Genomic DNA, 17,409 nt, shown 5'->3' with positions numbered 1-17,409 from the left:
GAAGCGTTGGGGCTAGCTGGGCTTGCCGGTTGGATGGCGTAGGCTGGCGGAATAGACCATCCATGAGATCACCATCAAGACCATCGCGAGCAGGAAGGGCGCGCCCGCGAGGCGGATCGGAGTGGCGTCGGAGGTAAAAAGCCAGAACACCTGGGTCATGACCACCGGGGCCACGATCATGCCGATGGAGTTGATCGAGGAAAGAACGCCTTGCAATTCGCCCTGCTGGTTGTCGTCAGCGCGGCCTGACATGACCGCCGTTAGAGCCGGGGCCACCACCGCGCCAAGGGCTGCGAACGGGGTGAGTGCCAACAGCATCCAGCCTTGCGTGACGAAGCCCATGAAACTGAGCGTCACAGCGTTGTAGAGAAGGCCGAAATAGACGGTTTTACGCTCCCCCAGCCATGCGATGATGCGCCCGATGACCAGGCCTTGGGTGACGGCTATCGAGATGCCGTAGATTGCCAGCGATGCCCCGATCATGCCGGGCGACCAGCCAAATTGCGCGCTGGTGTAATAGGCCCAGACCGCCGGGTAGACCATGTTGGAGATCTGGTAGAAGAAATAGACGACCATCAGCGCCGTCAGCCCGGGCAGGGCGCCGATATAGCGAAACGCGCCAAGGGGATTGGCGCGCTGCCATGAGAAATCGCGCCGCGTTTCAGGCGTGACTGTTTCAGGCAGAACGAAATACCCGAATGCAAAATTTGCCAATGTCAGGATCGCGGCGGCCCAAAAGGGCGCGCGGGGCCCGAGCTCTGCCAGAAGGCCACCAATGACGGGGCCCAGTACGAAGCCCAAGCCAAACGCGGCTGAGATCAGCCCGAAATTCTGTGCCTTTTTGTCCTGGGGCGAGATGTCGGCGATGAAAGCCGAGGCCGTGGAATGCGTCGCGGCGGTAATGCCGCCGATGATACGTCCAAACAGCAGCAGCCAGATCGTGCCCGCCACGGCCATCAGCACGTAATCCAGAGCCATGATTGCCAGCGAGACCAGCAAGATAGGTCTGCGCCCGTACCGATCCGACAGGCTGCCCAGAACCGGCGAAAACAGGAATTGCATCACCGCAAACACTGCCGACAGGATGCCGCCCCAGATCGCGGCCTGGCCAATGTCGGCGGCGCGTACCTGCAAGATCAGCTCGGGCATGACGGGCAGGATCAGCCCGATGCCCATGGCGTCCAGCATGACGGTGACAAGTATGAAGGTGACGGCATTATTTTTCATCGGTTTCGCAGTCAGAGCGTGAAACGATGGTGGAGGCAAGTACTAGGTTGCGGCGCGTGTCAGATATGCCCGATCTCTGTCATGAAGCGGGTCAGGGCTTGCGCGTATTCCTCGGGCTGCTCGACGCAAGGCAGGTGGCCTGCACGCCGGATCAGGTGGAACTGGCTGCCATGGATCAGCTGCTGCGTTTCGCGGATCAGGTCGGGGGGCGTGGCCCCGTCCTCCGCCCCTGCAATGGCCAATGTGGGCAGGGTGAGCGCCGCAGTCGTTGTGTAGAAATCCGTGCCGGAAATCGCGGTGCCGCAGCCGATATAGCCATCAGGCGCCGTCGCAGTCAGCATGTCGCGCCATGGGGTGATCTGAGGGCTATTGTGCCAATCTTTTGAAAACCAGCGCTGCATTGTGGCGTCGGCCACGGCCTCCATCCCGCCGGCGTGGATTAGGTCAAACCGGTCCTGCCAGATCTTTGGCGTGCCGATTTTGGCGGCGGTATTGGACAGGACCATGCCGCGCATCAGATCGCGGCGTTTGGTGGCAAGGCCTTGCGCGACCAATCCGCCAATCGACAGGCCCACAAAAAGCGCGTCTTGGACCTTTAACGCATCCATGAGCGTTTCCGCGTCGCGCACCAAAGCGCCCATCGAATAGGGAGGTTTGGGGACCGATGTTTGCCCATGCCCGCGCATGTCGTAGCGGATGATCCGCAAGCCATCCGGCAGATGCGGCAAGATCGGGTCCCACAGGGTCATGGTCGTGCCCAGAGAGTTGGCAAAAACGATGGGCGGGCCACCCGGTGCGCCCTCATCACGGTAGTGCAGTGTGATATCGGCAAGCTTTAACATTGGCATGGCGTCAGTCTTCCTGTTTGATCGGGAGCGATCCTAACCTTGGGTCAGTCACGGCGCAATCGCGGCAGCCGTGTCGCAAACCGGCGCGCAGGGCGCGTTGAGCGCGCACAGGGTTTGGAGACGAGTTGTTGGGAAGGACCTTATTCATGCCTTTGGTGAAAGCCGCCGTATGCCACGCGTTCAACGCGCCACTTTCGATCGAATTGGTGGAGCTGGCCCCGCCGAAGACCGGCGAGGTTGAAGTCACGTTGGAGGCCTGCGCGATTTGCCATTCCGACCTGTCCTTTATTGATGGCGGTTGGGGGTCGACCTTGCCTGCGGTGTTTGGCCATGAGGCGGCGGGCCGGATCACGGCGCTTGGGGACGGCGTGTCGGGCTATGCTTTGGGCGATGCCGTGCTGGTCACGCTGATCCGCGCCTGCGGCTCTTGCGCACCCTGCGCCACGGGCCAACCGGTACAATGCGCGACGGGATATGACCGCGATGCAGGGCCTTTGAGCACAGCCGATGGCGGGGTATTGCAGCACGGTTTGGCCTGTGGTGCCTTCGCGGAAAAGGCCGTCGTCGACCAGTCGCAAATTGCGAAAATCCCGGATGATATGGCGATGGATGCGGCGTCATTGCTGTCATGCGGCGTGATCACGGGGATGGGCGCGGTGATCAACACCGCGCAGGTGCGACCGGGGCAAAACGTGGTCGTGATCGGTGCGGGCGGGGTCGGTCTGAACGCCATTCAAGGGGCCGCGATTGCGGGGGCTGCGCGGATCATTGCCATGGATGTCTTGGAGGAAAAGCTGGATGTGGCACGCGAGTTCGGGGCCACGGATGGCATCTTGGTGAGTGCCGAAAAGCCGTGGAAACGGGTGTCTGAGATCACTGACGGGCGGATGGCCGATGCGGTATTTGTCACCGTCGGCGCGATCCCCGCATTTGAGCAGGCGTTGCGCTACCTAGCGCCCGCGGGCAATGTCTACATTGTGGGCATGCCGCATTCAGGCGCCAAGGCGGAATATGAGCCGGTGATCCTGGGCGCTTTGGGGCAGGGGATGAAAGGCACTAAGATGGGCGACACGGTCTTGCGGCGCGACATTCCCTGGATGGTGGATTTGTACCAACAGGGGCGGTTGAAGCTTGATGAGCTGATTTCGGGGCGGTGGTCTTTGGAGCAGATCAATGAGGCGATTGCCGACACGCGCTCGGGTGCCGCGCGGCGCAATGTGATTATGTTTAAATGAGCGCTGACGCGCATATGAGGTTTTGCGTGGCCCCCACTTCGTGTTGGCCCCGCGATGACGGGGAGGCGCTGCCTCCCCGCACCCCACCGGAATATTTATGAAACAATGAAGGGTGGTGTGATGCGCCTTGTTGATCTGGAGTGCTTTATTGTGGCGCCGCCAGCGCCGGGTTGGGGCGGGCGGTATTGGATATTTACCAAGCTGACCACCGATGACGGGATTGTGGGGTATGGCGAAGTCTATGCCTCCGCCGTCGCGCCCGAGGTGCAGGTGGCCGTGGTGCGCGACGTGTTTGAACGGCACATGAAGGGCGAGAACCCCGAGAATGTTGAGCTGATGTTTCGCCGCGCCTATTCATCGGGGTTCACGCAGCGGCCTGACCCGACCGTTATGGGTGCTTTTTCGGGACTTGAGATTGCGTGTTGGGACATTCTGGGCAAGGCCCGGGACCGGCCTGTCTGGGCGCTTTTGGGCGGCAAGATGAATGACCGTGTACGGGCCTACACCTATCTTTATCCGCTGCCGGAGCATGACATGGGGGCGTTTTGGACCTCGCCTGAGATGGCGGCGGAGGCGGCGGTCGCGCGTGTTGGCGAGGGCTATACGGCGGTAAAGTTTGACCCGGCGGGGCCTTACACAATGCGCGGCGGCCATCAGCCGGCGATGAGCGATATTTCCCTGTCTGTGGCGTTTTGTAAGGCGATCCGCGAGGCGGTGGGCGACAAGGCAGACCTTCTGTTTGGCACCCATGGCCAGTTCAACACGCATGGTGCGATCCGGCTGGGTCAAGCGTTGGAGCCTTACAGCCCACTTTGGTTTGAGGAGCCGATCCCGCCGGATAATCTGCTGGAATTCAAGGCCGTGGCCGACGCAGTGCGCATCCCGATTGCGACCGGCGAGCGGATGACGACGAAGGCGGAATTTGCGACCGTGCTGCGCAGCGGCGGGGCGAAGATTTTGCAACCTGCTTTGGGTCGTGCGGGGGGCATTTGGGAGATGAAAAAGCTGGCTGCGATTGCGGAAGTGTTCAATGCCGAGATGGCGCCGCATCTGTATGCCGGGCCGGTGGAATGGGCCGCCAATATCCATCTGGGGGCCTCCATCCCGAACCTGTTGATGTGCGAAAGCATCGAAACGCCGTTTCATGACGCGCTGATTGGCGGCGCGATCCGGGTTGAGAATGGCTATATCACACCACCGGAAGCGCCGGGCCTGGGCATTGCGTTCAACGAAGAGCTTGCCCGCGCGCATCCCTACACGGGCCATGAGTTGCACCTGCAGATGCAAGAGGAGCCGTGCAATTACCAAGGCGGCAACAGCTTTGCAGGGGGAGCGCCGCCCGTCGAAGACTAACGCCTGATGCTAGCGAGCCGCTTCCTGTTCGAGACGTTGCAGCGCGATTGCTTCATGCCGGTCGGCGACGCGTTGATCTGAGAGGCTGTCTTCCACATAGCTGAGATGCGCTGACACGGCTGCGCGCGCGGCCTCAGGGTCACGGGCCTGCAATGCGTCATTGATTGCGCGGTGTTGGTCCAGAAGCATGTCGCGCGTCGTGCGCTGCTTGAACATCACTTGCCGGTTGTAAAACACGCCCTCGCGCAGAAGCTGGAACATGGCCCGCATCATGTGCAGCATCACGACGTTGTGGCTGGCTTCAATGATGGCGAGGTGAAATTCAGCGTCGAGCTGCGCTTCTTCAGCCGGGTTGCGCTTGGTATGGGCCGCTTCCATTTTGGTGAAAACCGCGTTGATCACCTTGAGATCCGTGTCTGACCCCAATCGGGCGGCGCGTTCGGCGGCCATGCCTTCCATATCGCGGCGGAAGGAGATGTAGTCGAACATTGCCTCTTCATGGTCGGAAAACAGACGCACCAGCGTGTCTGAGAACTCTGCGCCCATGACGTTGCCTACGAAAATACCTGCGCCTGCGCGAGCCTCCAACAGCCCGCGGTCCTGCAAGGTCGAAACGGCCTCCCGCAGAGACGGTCGCGACACACCTAGTTTTTCAGCAAGCTCGCGCTCGGATGGCAACCGGTCGCCCGGGCGCAAAATGCCACGCAGGATCATCAGTTCGATCTGTTTAACGATCGCACCTGAGAGCTTTTCAGCGTTGATTTTTTGAAATGGCATGGGGCCTCGCGCAGAATTGGTCAAATTATATGACCACGGATGCGGCGCGGCAAATGAAAACGGCCCCCTCGGTCGAAGGGGCCGTTTTGGGTCTGGTTATGCGGCGTTCGGGCGGATGATGATTTCCACGCGCCGGTTTTGTGCTTTGCCATCCTCGGTAAGGTTCGAGGCGACGGGCTGCGTTTCGCCCATGCCGACAGACAACAGCCGAGAGCTGAGTACGCCTGAGCCTTTCAAGACCCATGCAACTGCGGCCGCACGGCGGTCCGATAGCTCATAGTTATGCGCGTCAGAACCACTGTCATCAGTGTGGCCGACCACGCGGATTGTGCTGTCTGGATAGCTGTTCAGATTGCCCGCGAGCGCACGTAGGTCACTTTCCAACGCGGGGCTGAGGGTGGCGCTGTCTGATGCAAACAGCAGGCCTTGCGGCAGTGTCACTTTCAGCTCGGAGCCGGTGTTTTCAATCGCGATGTCCTTGTTGGGAATGTCGCGGCGCAGCTCTTGCGCTTGTTTGTCCAGTTGCTGGCCGAGCACACCGCCCGCGGCCGCACCGATGCCCGCACCAACGACGCCTTTGAGCAGCTTGTTGTCGGAGCTTGACGCGCCTAAAAGCCCGCCCAAGACGCCGCCAATTGCCGCGCCAGTTTGCGCTTTGTTGGCGTTGCGTGTGTCAAATTCGGATGTATCGCATGCGGTCAGCGATACCATCGCCACAGCGCATATACCCAGTGTTTTAAGGGTCATAGTTACCTGCCTCGGTTATGTGTCCCGCCGTTTCGGCGTGGTTAATAATGGCAAGATACGCGCTGTGGCAGAGTTTGTTAAGGGGAAAGACCTCGCAAAAAGTCCGGGTCAGCGTCGACTATGCGGCATTGGGACGAATGATGATCTCTACCCGGCGGTTTTGCGCGCGCCCCGCAGCAGAGCCGTTGGAGGCCACCGGCTGCGCCTCGCCCTGGCCGATGCTGCGCAGGCGGGCGGACGAGACGCCCTCGCCGCGCAGGACGTTCGAAACGCTGATCGCGCGTTGTTCCGACAAGGTCTGGTTGTAGCCCGCCGCACCCGTGCTGTCGGTATGGCCGATCACCAGGATCGTAGAGTTCGGGTATTCGTTCAGGCTACGCGCCACAGTGCGCAGATCGGCGACCAGATCGCCGCGCAAACGGGCGCTGTCCGTGGCAAAGAGCAGGTCTTGCGGCATGGTCACGCGCAGCTCGGAGCCAGTGTTCACGACACCAACTTCGCGGCCTAGGTCGCGGCGCAGTTCGCCTGCTTGCTTGTCCAGCTCATTGCCAATGGCCCCGCCAATTGCGCCGCCGATAGCTGCACCGATCAATCCGCGCTCAAGCTTGTTGTCGCTGGTGGAGTTGGCGCCAAGCGCGCCGCCGATGACGCCGCCAATCAGTGCGCCGTTTTTGGTGCGTTGGTTCGAAGTGCTGGCGTCGCAAGCGGTCAGCAGCAAGGCCGCGACGGGTAGGGTGAATACGATGTGTTTCATGACAGGCTATCCTTTCGTGCTTCGCAAAATGCGAGGGATGCCTAGACATGTCGGGAGGACGGGCTCACGTTCAACTCACGAAAGAGTGGTGATAGGAAGCGATCCGCCGAGGCGTTCAATTCTCTGAAACACTCAGGAAACAGGCGGTTTTTAGCCTGTGGCTTCTGCCCGCGCGGATTCGTAAGCCAGCAAAGCACGCTTGACCGGCAAGCCCCAATGATAGCCCCCAAGCCCGCCCGATTTGCGCAGGGCCCGGTGGCAGGGCACCAGCCAGCTGATCGGATTGCGGCCCACGGCGGTGCCGACGGCGCGCACGGCTTTGGGGGTGCCAACGTGGCCCGCGATCTCCGAATATGTGGTGATGTTGCCTGACGGAATGGCCAATAAAGCTTCCCACACTTTGATCTGAAACGGCGCGCCGATCAGGTAGAGCGGCGTCGGGTTGGACGGATCCGGTTCGCCAAAGGCGGCCAGAACCCAAGGGCGCAGCATCATGGGATCCTCGACAAAACGCGCCTTGGGCCAGCGGGAGGTCAGGTCGATCATCGCGGCCTCCTCACCCGTTTCCGCGGCAAACCCGATCCCGCAAATGCCCTTGTTGGTTCCCATCACCAAGGCTGGACCGAACGGGCTTTCAAACCAGCCCCAATAGATTGTTAGGCCCGCGCCTTTCAGGGCGAAGTCACCGGGGCTCATCGCTTCCCACCGGAGGAACAGGTCGTGGAGACGGCCCGAGCCTGACAGGCCCACCGCATCGGCTGTGCCAAGCGTCGTGAAATTCGCATCCAACAAAGACTTGGCGTGGCCCAGCGTCAGATATTGCTGGTAACGCTTGGGCGACACGCCTGCCCATTTGCTGAAGACACGTTGGAAATGCGCGGGGCTCATATTCATCTGGCTCGCCAGGTCATCCAGCGACAAATCACTGCCGCCCGCGTCAATCACGTCGATGGCGCGTTTGATTACGCCGTAATGGTAGGAAAGGGTTTCGTCACTCATGGCATTCGTCCTGTTTGCGTGGCTTCAATCTATGCGGCCCTGCGCGGCCAATCGACCCGAAACATGATCATTGTTTGATCTGACTTGCCCGACCCCAGCCGGTTTGGCATAGGGGCGGGATGGCAAAGCAACTTGGCTACAATGAGATAAACGAGATTTTCGCCCGGTTTCAGGCCGCGGAGGCGGAACCGAAGGGCGAGCTGAACCATACCAATGCCTACACGCTGGTTGTGGCCGTTGCGCTATCCGCGCAATCGACCGATGTGGGTGTGAACAAAGCGACTGAAGAGCTGTTCAAGATCGCCGATACGCCGGAAAAGATGCTGGCGCTTGGCTTGGATGGCGTCATCGAGCATATCAAAACCATCGGGCTTTACCGTAATAAGGCCAAGAACGTCATCAAGCTGAGCCAGATTCTGGTGGATGACTTTAATTCTGAAGTGCCCAGTTCGCGCGCCGCGTTGATTTCCCTGCCGGGGGTGGGCCGCAAGACCGCGAATGTCGTTCTAAACATGTGGTGGGGGCACCCGTCACAAGCGGTCGACACCCATATTTTCCGCATCGGCAACCGCACGGGCATTTGTCCGGGCAAGGATGTCGATCAGGTCGAACGCGCGATTGAGGATAACATCCCGGTCAAATACCAACATCATGCACATCACTGGCTCATCCTGCATGGCCGTTACGTGTGCAAAGCCAGAAAACCTATGTGCAGCAACTGCTTAATCCGCGATCTCTGCCCTTTTGAGGACAAAACCTTATGAGCAAATCCTACCAGGTCGTGGGCATCGGCAACGCCGTGTCAGACGTAATTTCGCAGGCGGAGGACACATTTCTCGACCATATGGGGATTGAGAAAGGCATTATGCAGCTGGTCGAACGCGAACGCGCTGAGGTGCTTTACGCTGCGATGCAGGAACGCGTCGAGACGCCCGGCGGTTCCGTTGCCAATACGCTGGCGGGGCTTGGGGTTTTGGGCGCGAAGACCGCCTTTATCGGCCGTGTCGCCGACGATGCGCTGGGCCGCAAATACGCGGGCACGTTGGCAGATGAGGGCACCGCGTTCCCCAACCCGCCGATCCCGCAAGCGGAGCTGCCGACCTCACGCTCGATGATCTTTGTCTCGCCTGACGGAGAACGCTCGATGAATACCTATCTTGGCATCTCGTCCGAGGTCAGCGCGCAAGACGTGCCGCTGGATGTGGCAGGCGATTGCGAGGTGCTGTTCCTGGAAGGCTACCTTTTTGACAAGGACCCTGGCAAAGAGGCGTTCCGCACCGCTGCCGACGCGGCCATAAAATCCGGCGCGCAGGCTGGGATTTCGCTGTCTGACCCGTTCTGTGTCGATCGGCACCGCGATGATTTTCGTACATTGATCCGCGACAACCTGAGCTTTGTCATCGGCAATGAGGCGGAGCTGCTGTCGCTTTATCAAGTTGAGTCTTTAGAGGACGCGCTTGAAGCCGCCTCGCAGGAATGCGCCCTGGTTGTCTGCACCCGTTCCGGCGATGGGGTGTCGATCCGCCAAGGGGACAAGCAGATCGACGTGCCAGTTGAAACGGTGACACCGGTGGATGCGACCGGCGCGGGCGACCAGTTTGCTGCGGGTTTCATTTACGGAATGATCACCGGTGCAGGGTTGGAGAAAGCGGGCCAAATGGGCTGCGCGGCGGCGGCGGAAGTGATTTCCCATATCGGGCCGCGCCCGGAAGTTGATTTGAAGGCGCTGTTTGAGGAAAAAGGTCTGATCTGAGCAGGCATAACCCCGCTCAATCGCCCAATTTCGCGTGCACCTCGTCTAGATCAACCTCACCTGTGGGCATTTTGTTGCCCGGGTTGTCGACATCATATTTGAACAAATTGAAGTCGCGTTTGTAGATTTCATAGACCAGATGCATCGATAGATCGTCGAAATAATCCTCTATCGGATGGGCGCGCTTCGGGCCGTGGCCTTCACTTTCGTTGAAACGTGGCACGTCGTTGATATCGACCGATACGGGCGTCTCAACCGCGCTCAAGACATCCGCCATCCCGTCATTAAAGGCCTCGGTGTGGAAGATTTTGTCATAGCGCCCGCCATTGACGATGAAGGTCGAGATATGACCCGACATGGCCGACCAGTGAATGTCGGGGTCCATCGGACGACGCCAGCGAATGGTGTCGCGCGCAAACAGCAAAAAGCGGCGAAAGCTCTTGATCTGATCGAATTCAAACCCGGTTTCGGGGTCGCCGACTTCGATCCCGTATTTTTGCACTAGGAGCGGCACCAGATTGCCACGGTAGCGTTTTCCATTGCGCTGAATGCCGCAAATTTTGTCAAAAAAGGAGCTGAGGATGCGCCCATATGGGTTACGCACGCAGGTAAACGCGTAGCTTTGATGCGACTTGGCGTTTGCTTCGATTAGTGGCTGGCTGTCTTCCAGGGCCCATTTGTGGATGCCCGCGCCTGCGTCGTGAATGTCGCCGTCGAAGTATTCGCCATGGTCCGAGTAATACATGATCTGGCCAATCGACGAGCAGGCGCATTTCGGCACCACGCGGTAGACCATGCTTTGCGATTCCGTCATCCAGGTGCCGGGAAACCCCATATGCTCACGTGCTCCTCACTACAGTCTTATTCTTATCGACCAATTGTTTACGATTTGGCCACAATTTAACTCACATAACCAAACAGGGGCTGTTTATTCAACAACCACTAAGGTTATGTGGACAAACCTAAAACAACCCTGACGCAAAGCGCGAGCCCTTATTCTGAATGGCAAAAATCGCATTCATTCTGCTGTGTCACAAGGATCCGGACGCCATTATCTCGCAGGCTGAGCGGTTGACGGCGGCGGGCGATTGCATGTCGATCCATTTCGACGCCTCTGCAAACCGGGCTGACTATAAACGCATCCGCGCGGCCTTGGCGGACAACCCCAATGTGACCTTTGCCAAAAAGCGGATGCGCTGCGGTTGGGGGGAGTGGTCGCTGGTTCAAGCCACGATCTATGCGATTGAGGCCGCCTTGGACGCTTTTCCGCGGGCCACGCATTTCTACATGCTGTCGGGCGATTGCATGGCGATCAAGTCGGCGGGCTACGCGCATGAGATGCTCGACAGCCAAGACGTCGATTTCATCGAAAGCTTTGATTACTTCGCATCAAACTGGATTCAGACGGGGATGAAAGAAGACCGCCTGATCTACCGCCATTGGTTCAACGAGCGGAAGCACAAGCGGCTTTTCTACGCCTCATACGAGCTGCAAAAGAAGTTTGGCTGGCAGCGGCAGGTGCCCGCAGATCTGCAGATGATGATCGGGTCGCAATGGTGGTGCCTGCGCCGCCGCACGGTCGAATGGGTGCTTGATTTCATCAAGACCCGCAAAGATGTCCGCCGTTTCTTTCGCACGACTTGGATTCCGGATGAGACATTTTTCCAGACGCTGGTGCGCCATCTGGTGCCCTCTGACGAGATCACGTCGCGCACGCTGACCTTTTTGATGTTCACCGATTACGGCATGCCCGTGACGTTTTACAACGACCATTATGACTTGCTGCTTAGCCAGGATTTTCTGTTCGCGCGCAAAATCTCACCCGACGCGCTTGAGCTGAAGGAACGGCTGGGCGATCTTTACGCATCCGAGCGGCTGGAATTTGAGACCTCGAACGAGGGCCGCACGCTGTTCAAATTCCTGACGGGGCGGGGCCGGATCGGGCGCCGTTTTGCGACCCGATTCTGGGAACGAGAAGCCAGCCTTGGGCGCGACCGAACCCTCTATGTCATTGCGTGCAAAAAGTGGCATGTGGCCAAACGGCTGCTGGCACGTATCCAAGACAAGACCGGCATTCGCGGCGTCGAGTATGTGTTTGATGAGGACGGCGCCGAGCTGCCGGATCTGGGCGGGATCGAGACCAGCCTCGACAAGCGCACACGACACAGGCGGGCGTTGATGCGGCTGCTCTATGACATGTACGAGACAGATCGCATGGTGATCTGCCTCGATCCCTCCAATCTGGACCTGCTACGCGATTTGTTTGCCGATAGCTGCACCACCAAATTGCTCGAGATTGAATGCAAATTCGGAGACGATTACTTGCTGGGTCACGCCGTTCGGGTCGGGCTTGCGGGCGAGATGACACCGCAAGACACCATTGACCGGCTTTTGCCCACCGTGCGGCAGAATTTCCTGTTTGAGGCGGACCAAATCCGCGACGCGGAGTTTGTGGGGTACAGAAGGCTGAGCGAGTATGACCCGGCGGATGCAAATATTTCCGCCTTGGCTGCCTTTTTGGAGGTGGCACCGGAGGTCGCGCGCGATATTCTGGACATCACCTACCTTTATTCCGACTAAAAGGACGCTGCCCGTGGCCTACAGCTATGACGACCAAAACATATTCGCCAAGATTTTGCGCGGCGAAATTCCAAACACCACGGTCTATGAAAGCGAGCACGCCCTTGCGTTTCGAGACCTCTACCCGCAGGCGCCCAGCCATGTACTGGTCATTCCGAAAGGGCCTTACGTGTCGATGGACCATTTCACGCAAGAGGCGTCCGAGGCCGAAATCGTCGGTTTCATGCGCGCCATTGGCGAGGTCTGCAAGCTGGAAGGCGTCAGCGAAAACGGATTCCGCGCGATTTCAAACGCGGGGGAGCACGGCGTGCAAGAGGTGCCGCACCTGCATGTGCACATTCTGGGTGGGCGCAACCTGGGCCGGATGCTCGCGAAAGAGGCGTGATCCCAATGCGCCGCTGACGCGGCCCACGATATTGGCACGTTTTGCGGGCCTGAGCCCCCTTGTGGGCAAGCGTAGCGCAGCTATGATGCGCCCAACTTTTGATGAGGACATGACATGGCCGAAACGACATCCCATGACGCACCAGAAACCGAAATCGTGGACGTCTGGCGCGTTGCTTGCGACGGCGGCGAAGGCGCCTTGGGCCACCCGCGCGTTTGGTTGCAAATTGCCAAAGACACGGGCTGGGTCGAATGCGGCTATTGCGACAAGCGCTACATCCACACCGACCACGCAGCGAGCAGCTAACCGGACTGGTTTATTTCTGGCAGGCAAGCGGCGCGGTGTCGGTCCAATACATCAATGTCGTATCGTCATTTAGGCGTACGGTGCCAGCGATTTTTGGGCGACTGGGATCAAATTTGGCTATATGGCCACGGCCGCGGCGCCCGTCATCACAATTGAGAGCGGCGAAGACTTTGCCCGTATTCATTGTGAACCATGCGCCGTTGCAGGACACACCTGTCTCTGACAAGGCCTCAATCTGCCCTCGGGTCTCATTGCCAGTGGCTTTCATATAGAAAGCTTCCTTGGTTTCCACAACGCAGCCTTTCAAAACCAGCGCTCGCGTGGTCTGGGCGGGCGCGCCATCTGCGGCGATCAGTAGAAAACACACGCCCCATCTCGTCATTGCCGGGCGACTCCTTTAAACAAAACGCAAACCAATCTGGGGAGCAGGCTATGTCTCAAACGCAATTCGGTAAAGGCTGCCATCTGCACCTGATTGACGGCTCGGCCTTCATTTTTCGCGCCTACCACGCGCTGCCGCCTTTGACGCGTAAATCGGATGGGTTGCCCATTGGCGCGGTTTCGGGCTTTTGCAACATGTTGCAGCGTTATGTCGACGGAAATACCGGCGCCGACGCGCCGACCCATGTGGCGGTGATTTTTGACAAGGGCAGCCACACGTTTCGCAACGACATGTATGATCTGTACAAGGCGAACCGGGAGGCGATGCCGGAAGACCTGCGCCCGCAGATCCCGCTGACCCGCGAAGCCACGAAAGCCTTCAACATCGCCTGCGAGGAAAAAGAGGGCTTTGAAGCCGACGACATCATTGCCACCTTGGCCGTCCAGGCGCGAGAGCTTGGCGGGCGTTGCACGATTATCTCCTCCGACAAGGACCTGATGCAGCTGGTGGGCGGCGGCGTTGAGATGTTTGACGCGATGAAGAACAACCGCATCGATACTGAGGGGGTGGAGGCTAAGTTTGGCGTCGGGCCCGACCGCGTGGTCGATGTGCAAGCTCTCGCGGGTGACAGCGTGGACAACGTGCCCGGCGCGCCGGGGATCGGCATCAAGACCGCGGCGCTGCTGATCAATGAATACGGGTCGCTCGAAGAACTTTTGGATCGCGCGGGTGAAATCAAGCAGCCCAAACGGCGCGAAACGTTGATTGAGCATCGCGCGCAGATTGAACTGTCCAAGAAGCTGGTGACGCTGGACGACAAAACCCCGCTTGATTTCACCATCGACGATTTGGAGGTGCGCGACCCGGACCCCGAAAAACTGATGGCGTTCCTTGCGGAGATGGAGTTCCGCACCTTAACCAAACGTGTCGCTGACAAGCTTGACGTCGAAGCGCCCACCATCGAGGACGCGCCCGCACAGCCCTCTGATGCGCCTGAGATGCCCGATCTGAAAGATGCGAGCTACCAGACTGTGCGCTCGGCCGCTGAGCTGAAACCGTGGATCGAAGCGATTTACCGCCGCGGATATGTCGCTGTGGACACGGAGACCACCGGACTTAATGAGATGACCGCCGATCTGGTTGGCATCTGCCTATGCGTCGAGCCCGGGGAGGCGTGCTATGTGCCGCTGACCCACAAAGATGGCGACGGGGAGGGGCTTTTCGGCTCTGACGAGCTGGCTGAGGGGCAAATGCCGTTGGACGAGGCTTTGGCCATGCTCAAGCCGGTGTTTGAGGATGACAGCATCCTCAAGATTGGCCAGAACATGAAATACGACGCCAAGATATTGGCGCGCAACGATATCGCAATTGAACCGATTGATGACACGATGCTGCTGAGCTACGCATTGCATGCGGGCCTGCACAATCACGGTATGGACGCGCTGTCAGAGCGGTATCTGGGCCACACGCCGGTTCCCATCAAAGAGCTTATTGGCACGGGCAAATCCGCCATCACCTTTGACAAAGTCGCCATCGACAAGGCATCGCATTACGCGGCTGAGGACGCAGATATCACGCTGCGGTTGTGGAAGACTTTTAAGCCGATGCTGCATGCCAAACAGGTCACCACCGTCTATGAAACGCTGGAACGCCCGCTGATCCCGGTGCTGGCGAAGATGGAAATGAACGGCATCAAGGTGGACCGCGACACGCTGAGCCGCATGTCGAACGCTTTCGCGCAGAAAATGGCAGGGCTTGAGGCCGAAATCCATGAGCTTGCGGGGCAAGATTTTAATGTCGGCTCCCCCAAACAGCTGGGCGAAATTCTGTTTGATAAGCTGGAACTGCCCGGGGGTAAGAAGGGCAAAACCGGAGCCTATTCCACCGGTGTCGACATTCTTGAAGACCTTGCAACAGAGCATGAACTGCCGGGCCGGGTGCTGGATTGGCGGCAATTGTCGAAACTGAAATCGACCTACACGGACGCGCTGCAGACGCATATCAACGCGGATACTGGCCGTGTGCACACGTCTTATTCCATTGCCGGGGCTAATACCGGCCGGCTGGCTTCTACCGATCCGAACTTGCAAAACATCCCTGTCAGGTCTGAGGAAGGCCGGCGCATTCGGGAGGCCTTTGTCGCCGAACCGGGGAACCTGCTTGTAAGCCTCGACTATAGCCAAATTGAGCTGCGTATCCTGGCCCACATCGCCCAGATTGATGCACTGAAACAGGCATTCAAGGACGGGCATGACATCCACGCCATGACCGCGTCAGAGATGTTTGACGTCCCGCTTGATGAGATGACGCCAGACATTCGCCGCCAAGCAAAGGCAATTAACTTTGGGGTCATTTACGGCATCTCGGGTTTCGGGTTGGCGCGTAATCTGCGGATCCCGCGCAGCGAGGCGCAGGGTTTCATCGACCGCTACTTTGAACGGTTTCCGGGCATTCGCGCCTATATGGATGAGACCGTGACCTTCGCCAAAGAGCACGGCTATGTGCAGACCCTGTTTGGTCGCAAGATCAATACGCCTGAAATCAGTGCAAAGGGCCCCGGTGCTGGTTTTGCGAAGCGCGCGGCCATCAACGCGCCGATCCAGGGCACTGCGGCAGATGTGATCCGCCGCGCTATGATCCGCATGCCTGATGCGATCAAAGACTTACCCTGCCGCATGTTGCTGCAGGTCCATGACGAGCTGATCTTTGAAGTGCCAGAAGGCGAGGTCGAACGCGTCGTGGAGACCGTGCGTGACGTCATGGAGAACGCGTCCGACCCGGCTGTTAAGTTTGATGTGCCACTGGTCGTTGATGCAGGGCAGGGCGCCAACTGGGCCGAGGCGCATTAAAGGGCGTATCAAACGAAAAGCCCCGCCGGGTTAAGGCGGGGCTTTCACATGTCACAGATTTTTCAATCGCAGGCTTACCGCGCGCGTTTCCGGCGCAACAGGCCCAGCAGAACCAGCCCACTTGCGAGCAATGGAATGCCTGCAGGCAATGGCACGCTGGAGATCGGTGCCGGGGCTGCTACTGCGGCAGCGAATTGTTGCTCTAGCACGGTTTCACCATTCGCGGCCTCTTCTGCGCTTGGGATAAGCGATGTCGGTGTCAGGCCTGATCCGCCCGAAGACGGTGAAGAGGGGATAACGAACCCAGCCAGATTAGGCGTTTTCGCGCTGTTCTTTTGTGGCGCCGCGAGGCTGCTATTGGCCAGCCGGTAAGAGTCTGGCGACAGAGAATTCGCAGTTTTGTCATAGACAGGTGCTACCGGATTAGCGAACACCAAGGGCTTCGGGCCTGCGCCCGGCAAGGTGGTGCTTACTGTTGCCAGATTGAGCGGTGTCAGCAGCTCTTCCGAAATTTCGGGCAAGTCAACGGCCTGCGGAGACGCGATATGCGTGATTTTTTCTGCGGCTGTTTGCGCTGGCGCAGCTTCCAACAGGCCTGCGCGATGTTCGGCGCGCTTTTTGAGCCCTTCACCAAGTGCGCTTAGGTCCAAAGACACCTTCTTCGCGGGCTCTTCGAAATCGAGCGCGATATCCAGATTAGACGTCGACAAAGATGATGTTACAGCCAAGGCCGCAAGCGGCGCGCTGTATAGACCAGCGAGAATCCATTTATTCATTCGGTTAACCCCACAACCGTATTTTCACTTTATTTATATAGGTCTTTTCCGAAAGATCCAAGTTTATGCTTATTTTTGCACCAAACGCGAAACAAACCGCCAGACTATGACGGATTGTCCACAGTTTCGGCGGATCCAGGCGCGGCGTCCGATAGCGGACAGCGGCAAGCGCGATACACGAATTTGCGTATAATCGGCCCGGCGAGCAGAATCACGACAAAGGCAACGGGCCAGGCTGTGGTCCATCCGCCCAACCAAATATGCATGAAAGCTGCGCTTAGCCCCGACATTTTGTAGGTCATCACGCCACACACAATCGCCGACATCACAGCGGAGGTGATGGCGCTAAAGACGATTAGGGCGATCAAAGTTCGAGGCACGTTGGGTTCCAATTCGATATTCCAGAAGCTTGTTAAACCTATTCAGGTGATCGAAAAA

At 58.7% G+C, this 17,409-nt stretch carries 18 protein-coding genes; 8 read left to right on the top strand and 10 right to left on the bottom strand.

Annotation, left to right across the window (positions count from 1 at the left end):
- Window positions 1–12: 12 nt before the first annotated feature.
- Window positions 13–1,227 carry a TCR/Tet family MFS transporter gene (locus ACZ1G7_RS09960; RefSeq protein WP_472659261.1) on the bottom strand — a complete coding sequence of 405 codons (1,215 nt, stop codon included), beginning with the start codon at window positions 1,225–1,227 and terminating at the stop codon, window positions 13–15.
- Window positions 1,228–1,286: 59 nt separating this feature from the next.
- Window positions 1,287–2,075: a 3-oxoadipate enol-lactonase gene (gene pcaD / locus ACZ1G7_RS09955; protein WP_472659260.1), complete on the bottom strand. Its 789-nt coding sequence runs from the start codon at window positions 2,073–2,075 to the stop codon at window positions 1,287–1,289.
- 146 nt (window positions 2,076–2,221) lie between these two features.
- Here pcaD and ACZ1G7_RS09950 point away from each other — a divergent pair, with 146 nt between their 5' ends.
- Both ACZ1G7_RS09950 and ACZ1G7_RS09945 read left to right on the top strand, forming a co-directional pair.
- Window positions 2,222–3,310, top strand: coding sequence for a zinc-binding dehydrogenase (locus tag ACZ1G7_RS09950; protein WP_472659259.1), 1,089 nt, complete (start codon window positions 2,222–2,224; stop codon window positions 3,308–3,310).
- 120 nt (window positions 3,311–3,430) lie between these two features.
- Entirely contained in the window at window positions 3,431–4,663 is a 1,233-nt protein-coding gene (locus tag ACZ1G7_RS09945) for a mandelate racemase/muconate lactonizing enzyme family protein (protein WP_472659258.1), read from the top strand.
- Window positions 4,664–4,672: 9 nt separating this feature from the next.
- On the opposite strand, the gene ACZ1G7_RS09940 is transcribed toward ACZ1G7_RS09945, so the two are convergent.
- From ACZ1G7_RS09940 to ACZ1G7_RS09925, 4 genes are all read right to left on the bottom strand, one after another.
- A complete protein-coding gene (locus ACZ1G7_RS09940; protein ID WP_472659257.1) occupies window positions 4,673–5,440 on the bottom strand; it encodes an FCD domain-containing protein in 768 nt (255 codons plus the stop codon).
- A 96-nt stretch (window positions 5,441–5,536) separates the two neighbouring features.
- A complete protein-coding gene (locus ACZ1G7_RS09935; RefSeq protein ID WP_472659256.1) occupies window positions 5,537–6,187 on the bottom strand; it encodes a YiaD family glycine zipper/OmpA-like lipoprotein in 651 nt (216 codons plus the stop codon).
- Window positions 6,188–6,305: 118 nt separating this feature from the next.
- Window positions 6,306–6,941, bottom strand: coding sequence for a YiaD family glycine zipper/OmpA-like lipoprotein (locus tag ACZ1G7_RS09930; protein WP_472659255.1), 636 nt, complete (start codon window positions 6,939–6,941; stop codon window positions 6,306–6,308).
- 150 nt (window positions 6,942–7,091) lie between these two features.
- Entirely contained in the window at window positions 7,092–7,940 is an 849-nt protein-coding gene (locus tag ACZ1G7_RS09925) for a methylated-DNA--[protein]-cysteine S-methyltransferase (protein ID WP_472659254.1), read from the bottom strand.
- A gap of 119 nt (window positions 7,941–8,059) precedes the next feature.
- Here ACZ1G7_RS09925 and nth point away from each other — a divergent pair, with 119 nt between their 5' ends.
- Window positions 8,060–8,704, top strand: coding sequence for an endonuclease III (nth, locus tag ACZ1G7_RS09920; RefSeq protein WP_472659253.1), 645 nt, complete (start codon window positions 8,060–8,062; stop codon window positions 8,702–8,704).
- Window positions 8,701–9,693 carry an adenosine kinase gene (locus ACZ1G7_RS09915; protein WP_472659252.1) on the top strand — a complete coding sequence of 331 codons (993 nt, stop codon included), beginning with the start codon at window positions 8,701–8,703 and terminating at the stop codon, window positions 9,691–9,693. The genes nth and ACZ1G7_RS09915 overlap by 4 nt, the downstream gene beginning before the upstream one ends.
- Window positions 9,694–9,709: 16 nt before the next feature.
- Here the strand turns inward: ACZ1G7_RS09915 and ACZ1G7_RS09910 are convergent, their stop codons facing one another.
- Complete coding sequence (locus ACZ1G7_RS09910; protein WP_472659251.1) at window positions 9,710–10,528, bottom strand: sulfotransferase family protein; 819 nt, start codon at window positions 10,526–10,528, stop codon at window positions 9,710–9,712.
- 167 nt (window positions 10,529–10,695) lie between these two features.
- On the opposite strand from ACZ1G7_RS09910, the gene ACZ1G7_RS09905 reads away from it, so the two are divergent.
- The 3 genes from ACZ1G7_RS09905 to ACZ1G7_RS09895 all read left to right on the top strand — a co-directional run bounded on the left by ACZ1G7_RS09905 (window position 10,696) and on the right by ACZ1G7_RS09895 (window position 12,964).
- Window positions 10,696–12,273: a DUF5928 domain-containing protein gene (locus tag ACZ1G7_RS09905; protein WP_472663644.1), complete on the top strand. Its 1,578-nt coding sequence runs from the start codon at window positions 10,696–10,698 to the stop codon at window positions 12,271–12,273.
- Between the two features lie 13 nt (window positions 12,274–12,286).
- Entirely contained in the window at window positions 12,287–12,658 is a 372-nt protein-coding gene (locus tag ACZ1G7_RS09900; RefSeq protein WP_472663643.1) for a histidine triad nucleotide-binding protein, read from the top strand.
- Window positions 12,659–12,772: 114 nt separating this feature from the next.
- Window positions 12,773–12,964, top strand: coding sequence for a zinc-finger domain-containing protein (locus ACZ1G7_RS09895; protein WP_472663642.1), 192 nt, complete (start codon window positions 12,773–12,775; stop codon window positions 12,962–12,964).
- Between the two features lie 10 nt (window positions 12,965–12,974).
- On the opposite strand, the gene ACZ1G7_RS09890 is transcribed toward ACZ1G7_RS09895, so the two are convergent.
- Window positions 12,975–13,346 carry a hypothetical protein gene (locus ACZ1G7_RS09890; RefSeq protein WP_472663641.1) on the bottom strand — a complete coding sequence of 124 codons (372 nt, stop codon included), beginning with the start codon at window positions 13,344–13,346 and terminating at the stop codon, window positions 12,975–12,977.
- A gap of 50 nt (window positions 13,347–13,396) precedes the next feature.
- Here ACZ1G7_RS09890 and polA point away from each other — a divergent pair, with 50 nt between their 5' ends.
- Window positions 13,397–16,195, top strand: coding sequence for a DNA polymerase I (polA, locus tag ACZ1G7_RS09885; RefSeq protein ID WP_472663640.1), 2,799 nt, complete (start codon window positions 13,397–13,399; stop codon window positions 16,193–16,195).
- Window positions 16,196–16,269: 74 nt separating this feature from the next.
- On the opposite strand, the gene ACZ1G7_RS09880 is transcribed toward polA, so the two are convergent.
- Complete coding sequence (locus ACZ1G7_RS09880) at window positions 16,270–16,971, bottom strand: hypothetical protein (protein ID WP_472663639.1); 702 nt, start codon at window positions 16,969–16,971, stop codon at window positions 16,270–16,272.
- 104 nt (window positions 16,972–17,075) lie between these two features.
- Window positions 17,076–17,351 (bottom strand): DUF2798 domain-containing protein, encoded by a 276-nt coding sequence (locus tag ACZ1G7_RS09875; RefSeq protein WP_472663638.1) that lies wholly within the window; start codon window positions 17,349–17,351, stop codon window positions 17,076–17,078.
- Window positions 17,352–17,409: the final 58 nt, after the last annotated feature.

The organism is Litoreibacter sp. JB4-2, from assembly GCF_055693445.1.
Note: the sequence above shows the minus strand (reverse complement) of the source record. Positions and strands in the feature narration are given on the sequence as shown.

Bases quoted from the DNA above. Each gene is read 5' to 3' on its own strand.
- ACZ1G7_RS09880 (WP_472663639.1), bottom strand. From the start codon at position 16,971: ATGAATAAATGGATTCTCGCTGGTCTATACAGCGCGCCGCTTGCGGCC.
- ACZ1G7_RS09915 (WP_472659252.1), top strand. From the start codon at position 8,701: ATGAGCAAATCCTACCAGGTCGTGGGCATCGGCAACGCCGTGTCAGAC.
- ACZ1G7_RS09910 (WP_472659251.1), bottom strand. From the start codon at position 10,528: ATGGGGTTTCCCGGCACCTGGATGACGGAATCGCAAAGCATGGTCTAC.
- polA (WP_472663640.1), top strand. From the start codon at position 13,397: ATGTCTCAAACGCAATTCGGTAAAGGCTGCCATCTGCACCTGATTGAC.
- ACZ1G7_RS09930 (WP_472659255.1), bottom strand. From the start codon at position 6,941: ATGAAACACATCGTATTCACCCTACCCGTCGCGGCCTTGCTGCTGACC.
- ACZ1G7_RS09895 (WP_472663642.1), top strand. From the start codon at position 12,773: ATGGCCGAAACGACATCCCATGACGCACCAGAAACCGAAATCGTGGAC.
- nth (WP_472659253.1), top strand. From the start codon at position 8,060: ATGGCAAAGCAACTTGGCTACAATGAGATAAACGAGATTTTCGCCCGG.
- ACZ1G7_RS09960 (WP_472659261.1), bottom strand. From the start codon at position 1,227: ATGAAAAATAATGCCGTCACCTTCATACTTGTCACCGTCATGCTGGAC.
- ACZ1G7_RS09945 (WP_472659258.1), top strand. From the start codon at position 3,431: ATGCGCCTTGTTGATCTGGAGTGCTTTATTGTGGCGCCGCCAGCGCCG.
- ACZ1G7_RS09905 (WP_472663644.1), top strand. From the start codon at position 10,696: ATGGCAAAAATCGCATTCATTCTGCTGTGTCACAAGGATCCGGACGCC.
- ACZ1G7_RS09925 (WP_472659254.1), bottom strand. From the start codon at position 7,940: ATGAGTGACGAAACCCTTTCCTACCATTACGGCGTAATCAAACGCGCC.
- ACZ1G7_RS09935 (WP_472659256.1), bottom strand. From the start codon at position 6,187: ATGACCCTTAAAACACTGGGTATATGCGCTGTGGCGATGGTATCGCTG.
- ACZ1G7_RS09940 (WP_472659257.1), bottom strand. From the start codon at position 5,440: ATGCCATTTCAAAAAATCAACGCTGAAAAGCTCTCAGGTGCGATCGTT.
- ACZ1G7_RS09950 (WP_472659259.1), top strand. From the start codon at position 2,222: ATGCCTTTGGTGAAAGCCGCCGTATGCCACGCGTTCAACGCGCCACTT.
- ACZ1G7_RS09890 (WP_472663641.1), bottom strand. From the start codon at position 13,346: ATGACGAGATGGGGCGTGTGTTTTCTACTGATCGCCGCAGATGGCGCG.
- pcaD (WP_472659260.1), bottom strand. From the start codon at position 2,075: ATGCCAATGTTAAAGCTTGCCGATATCACACTGCACTACCGTGATGAG.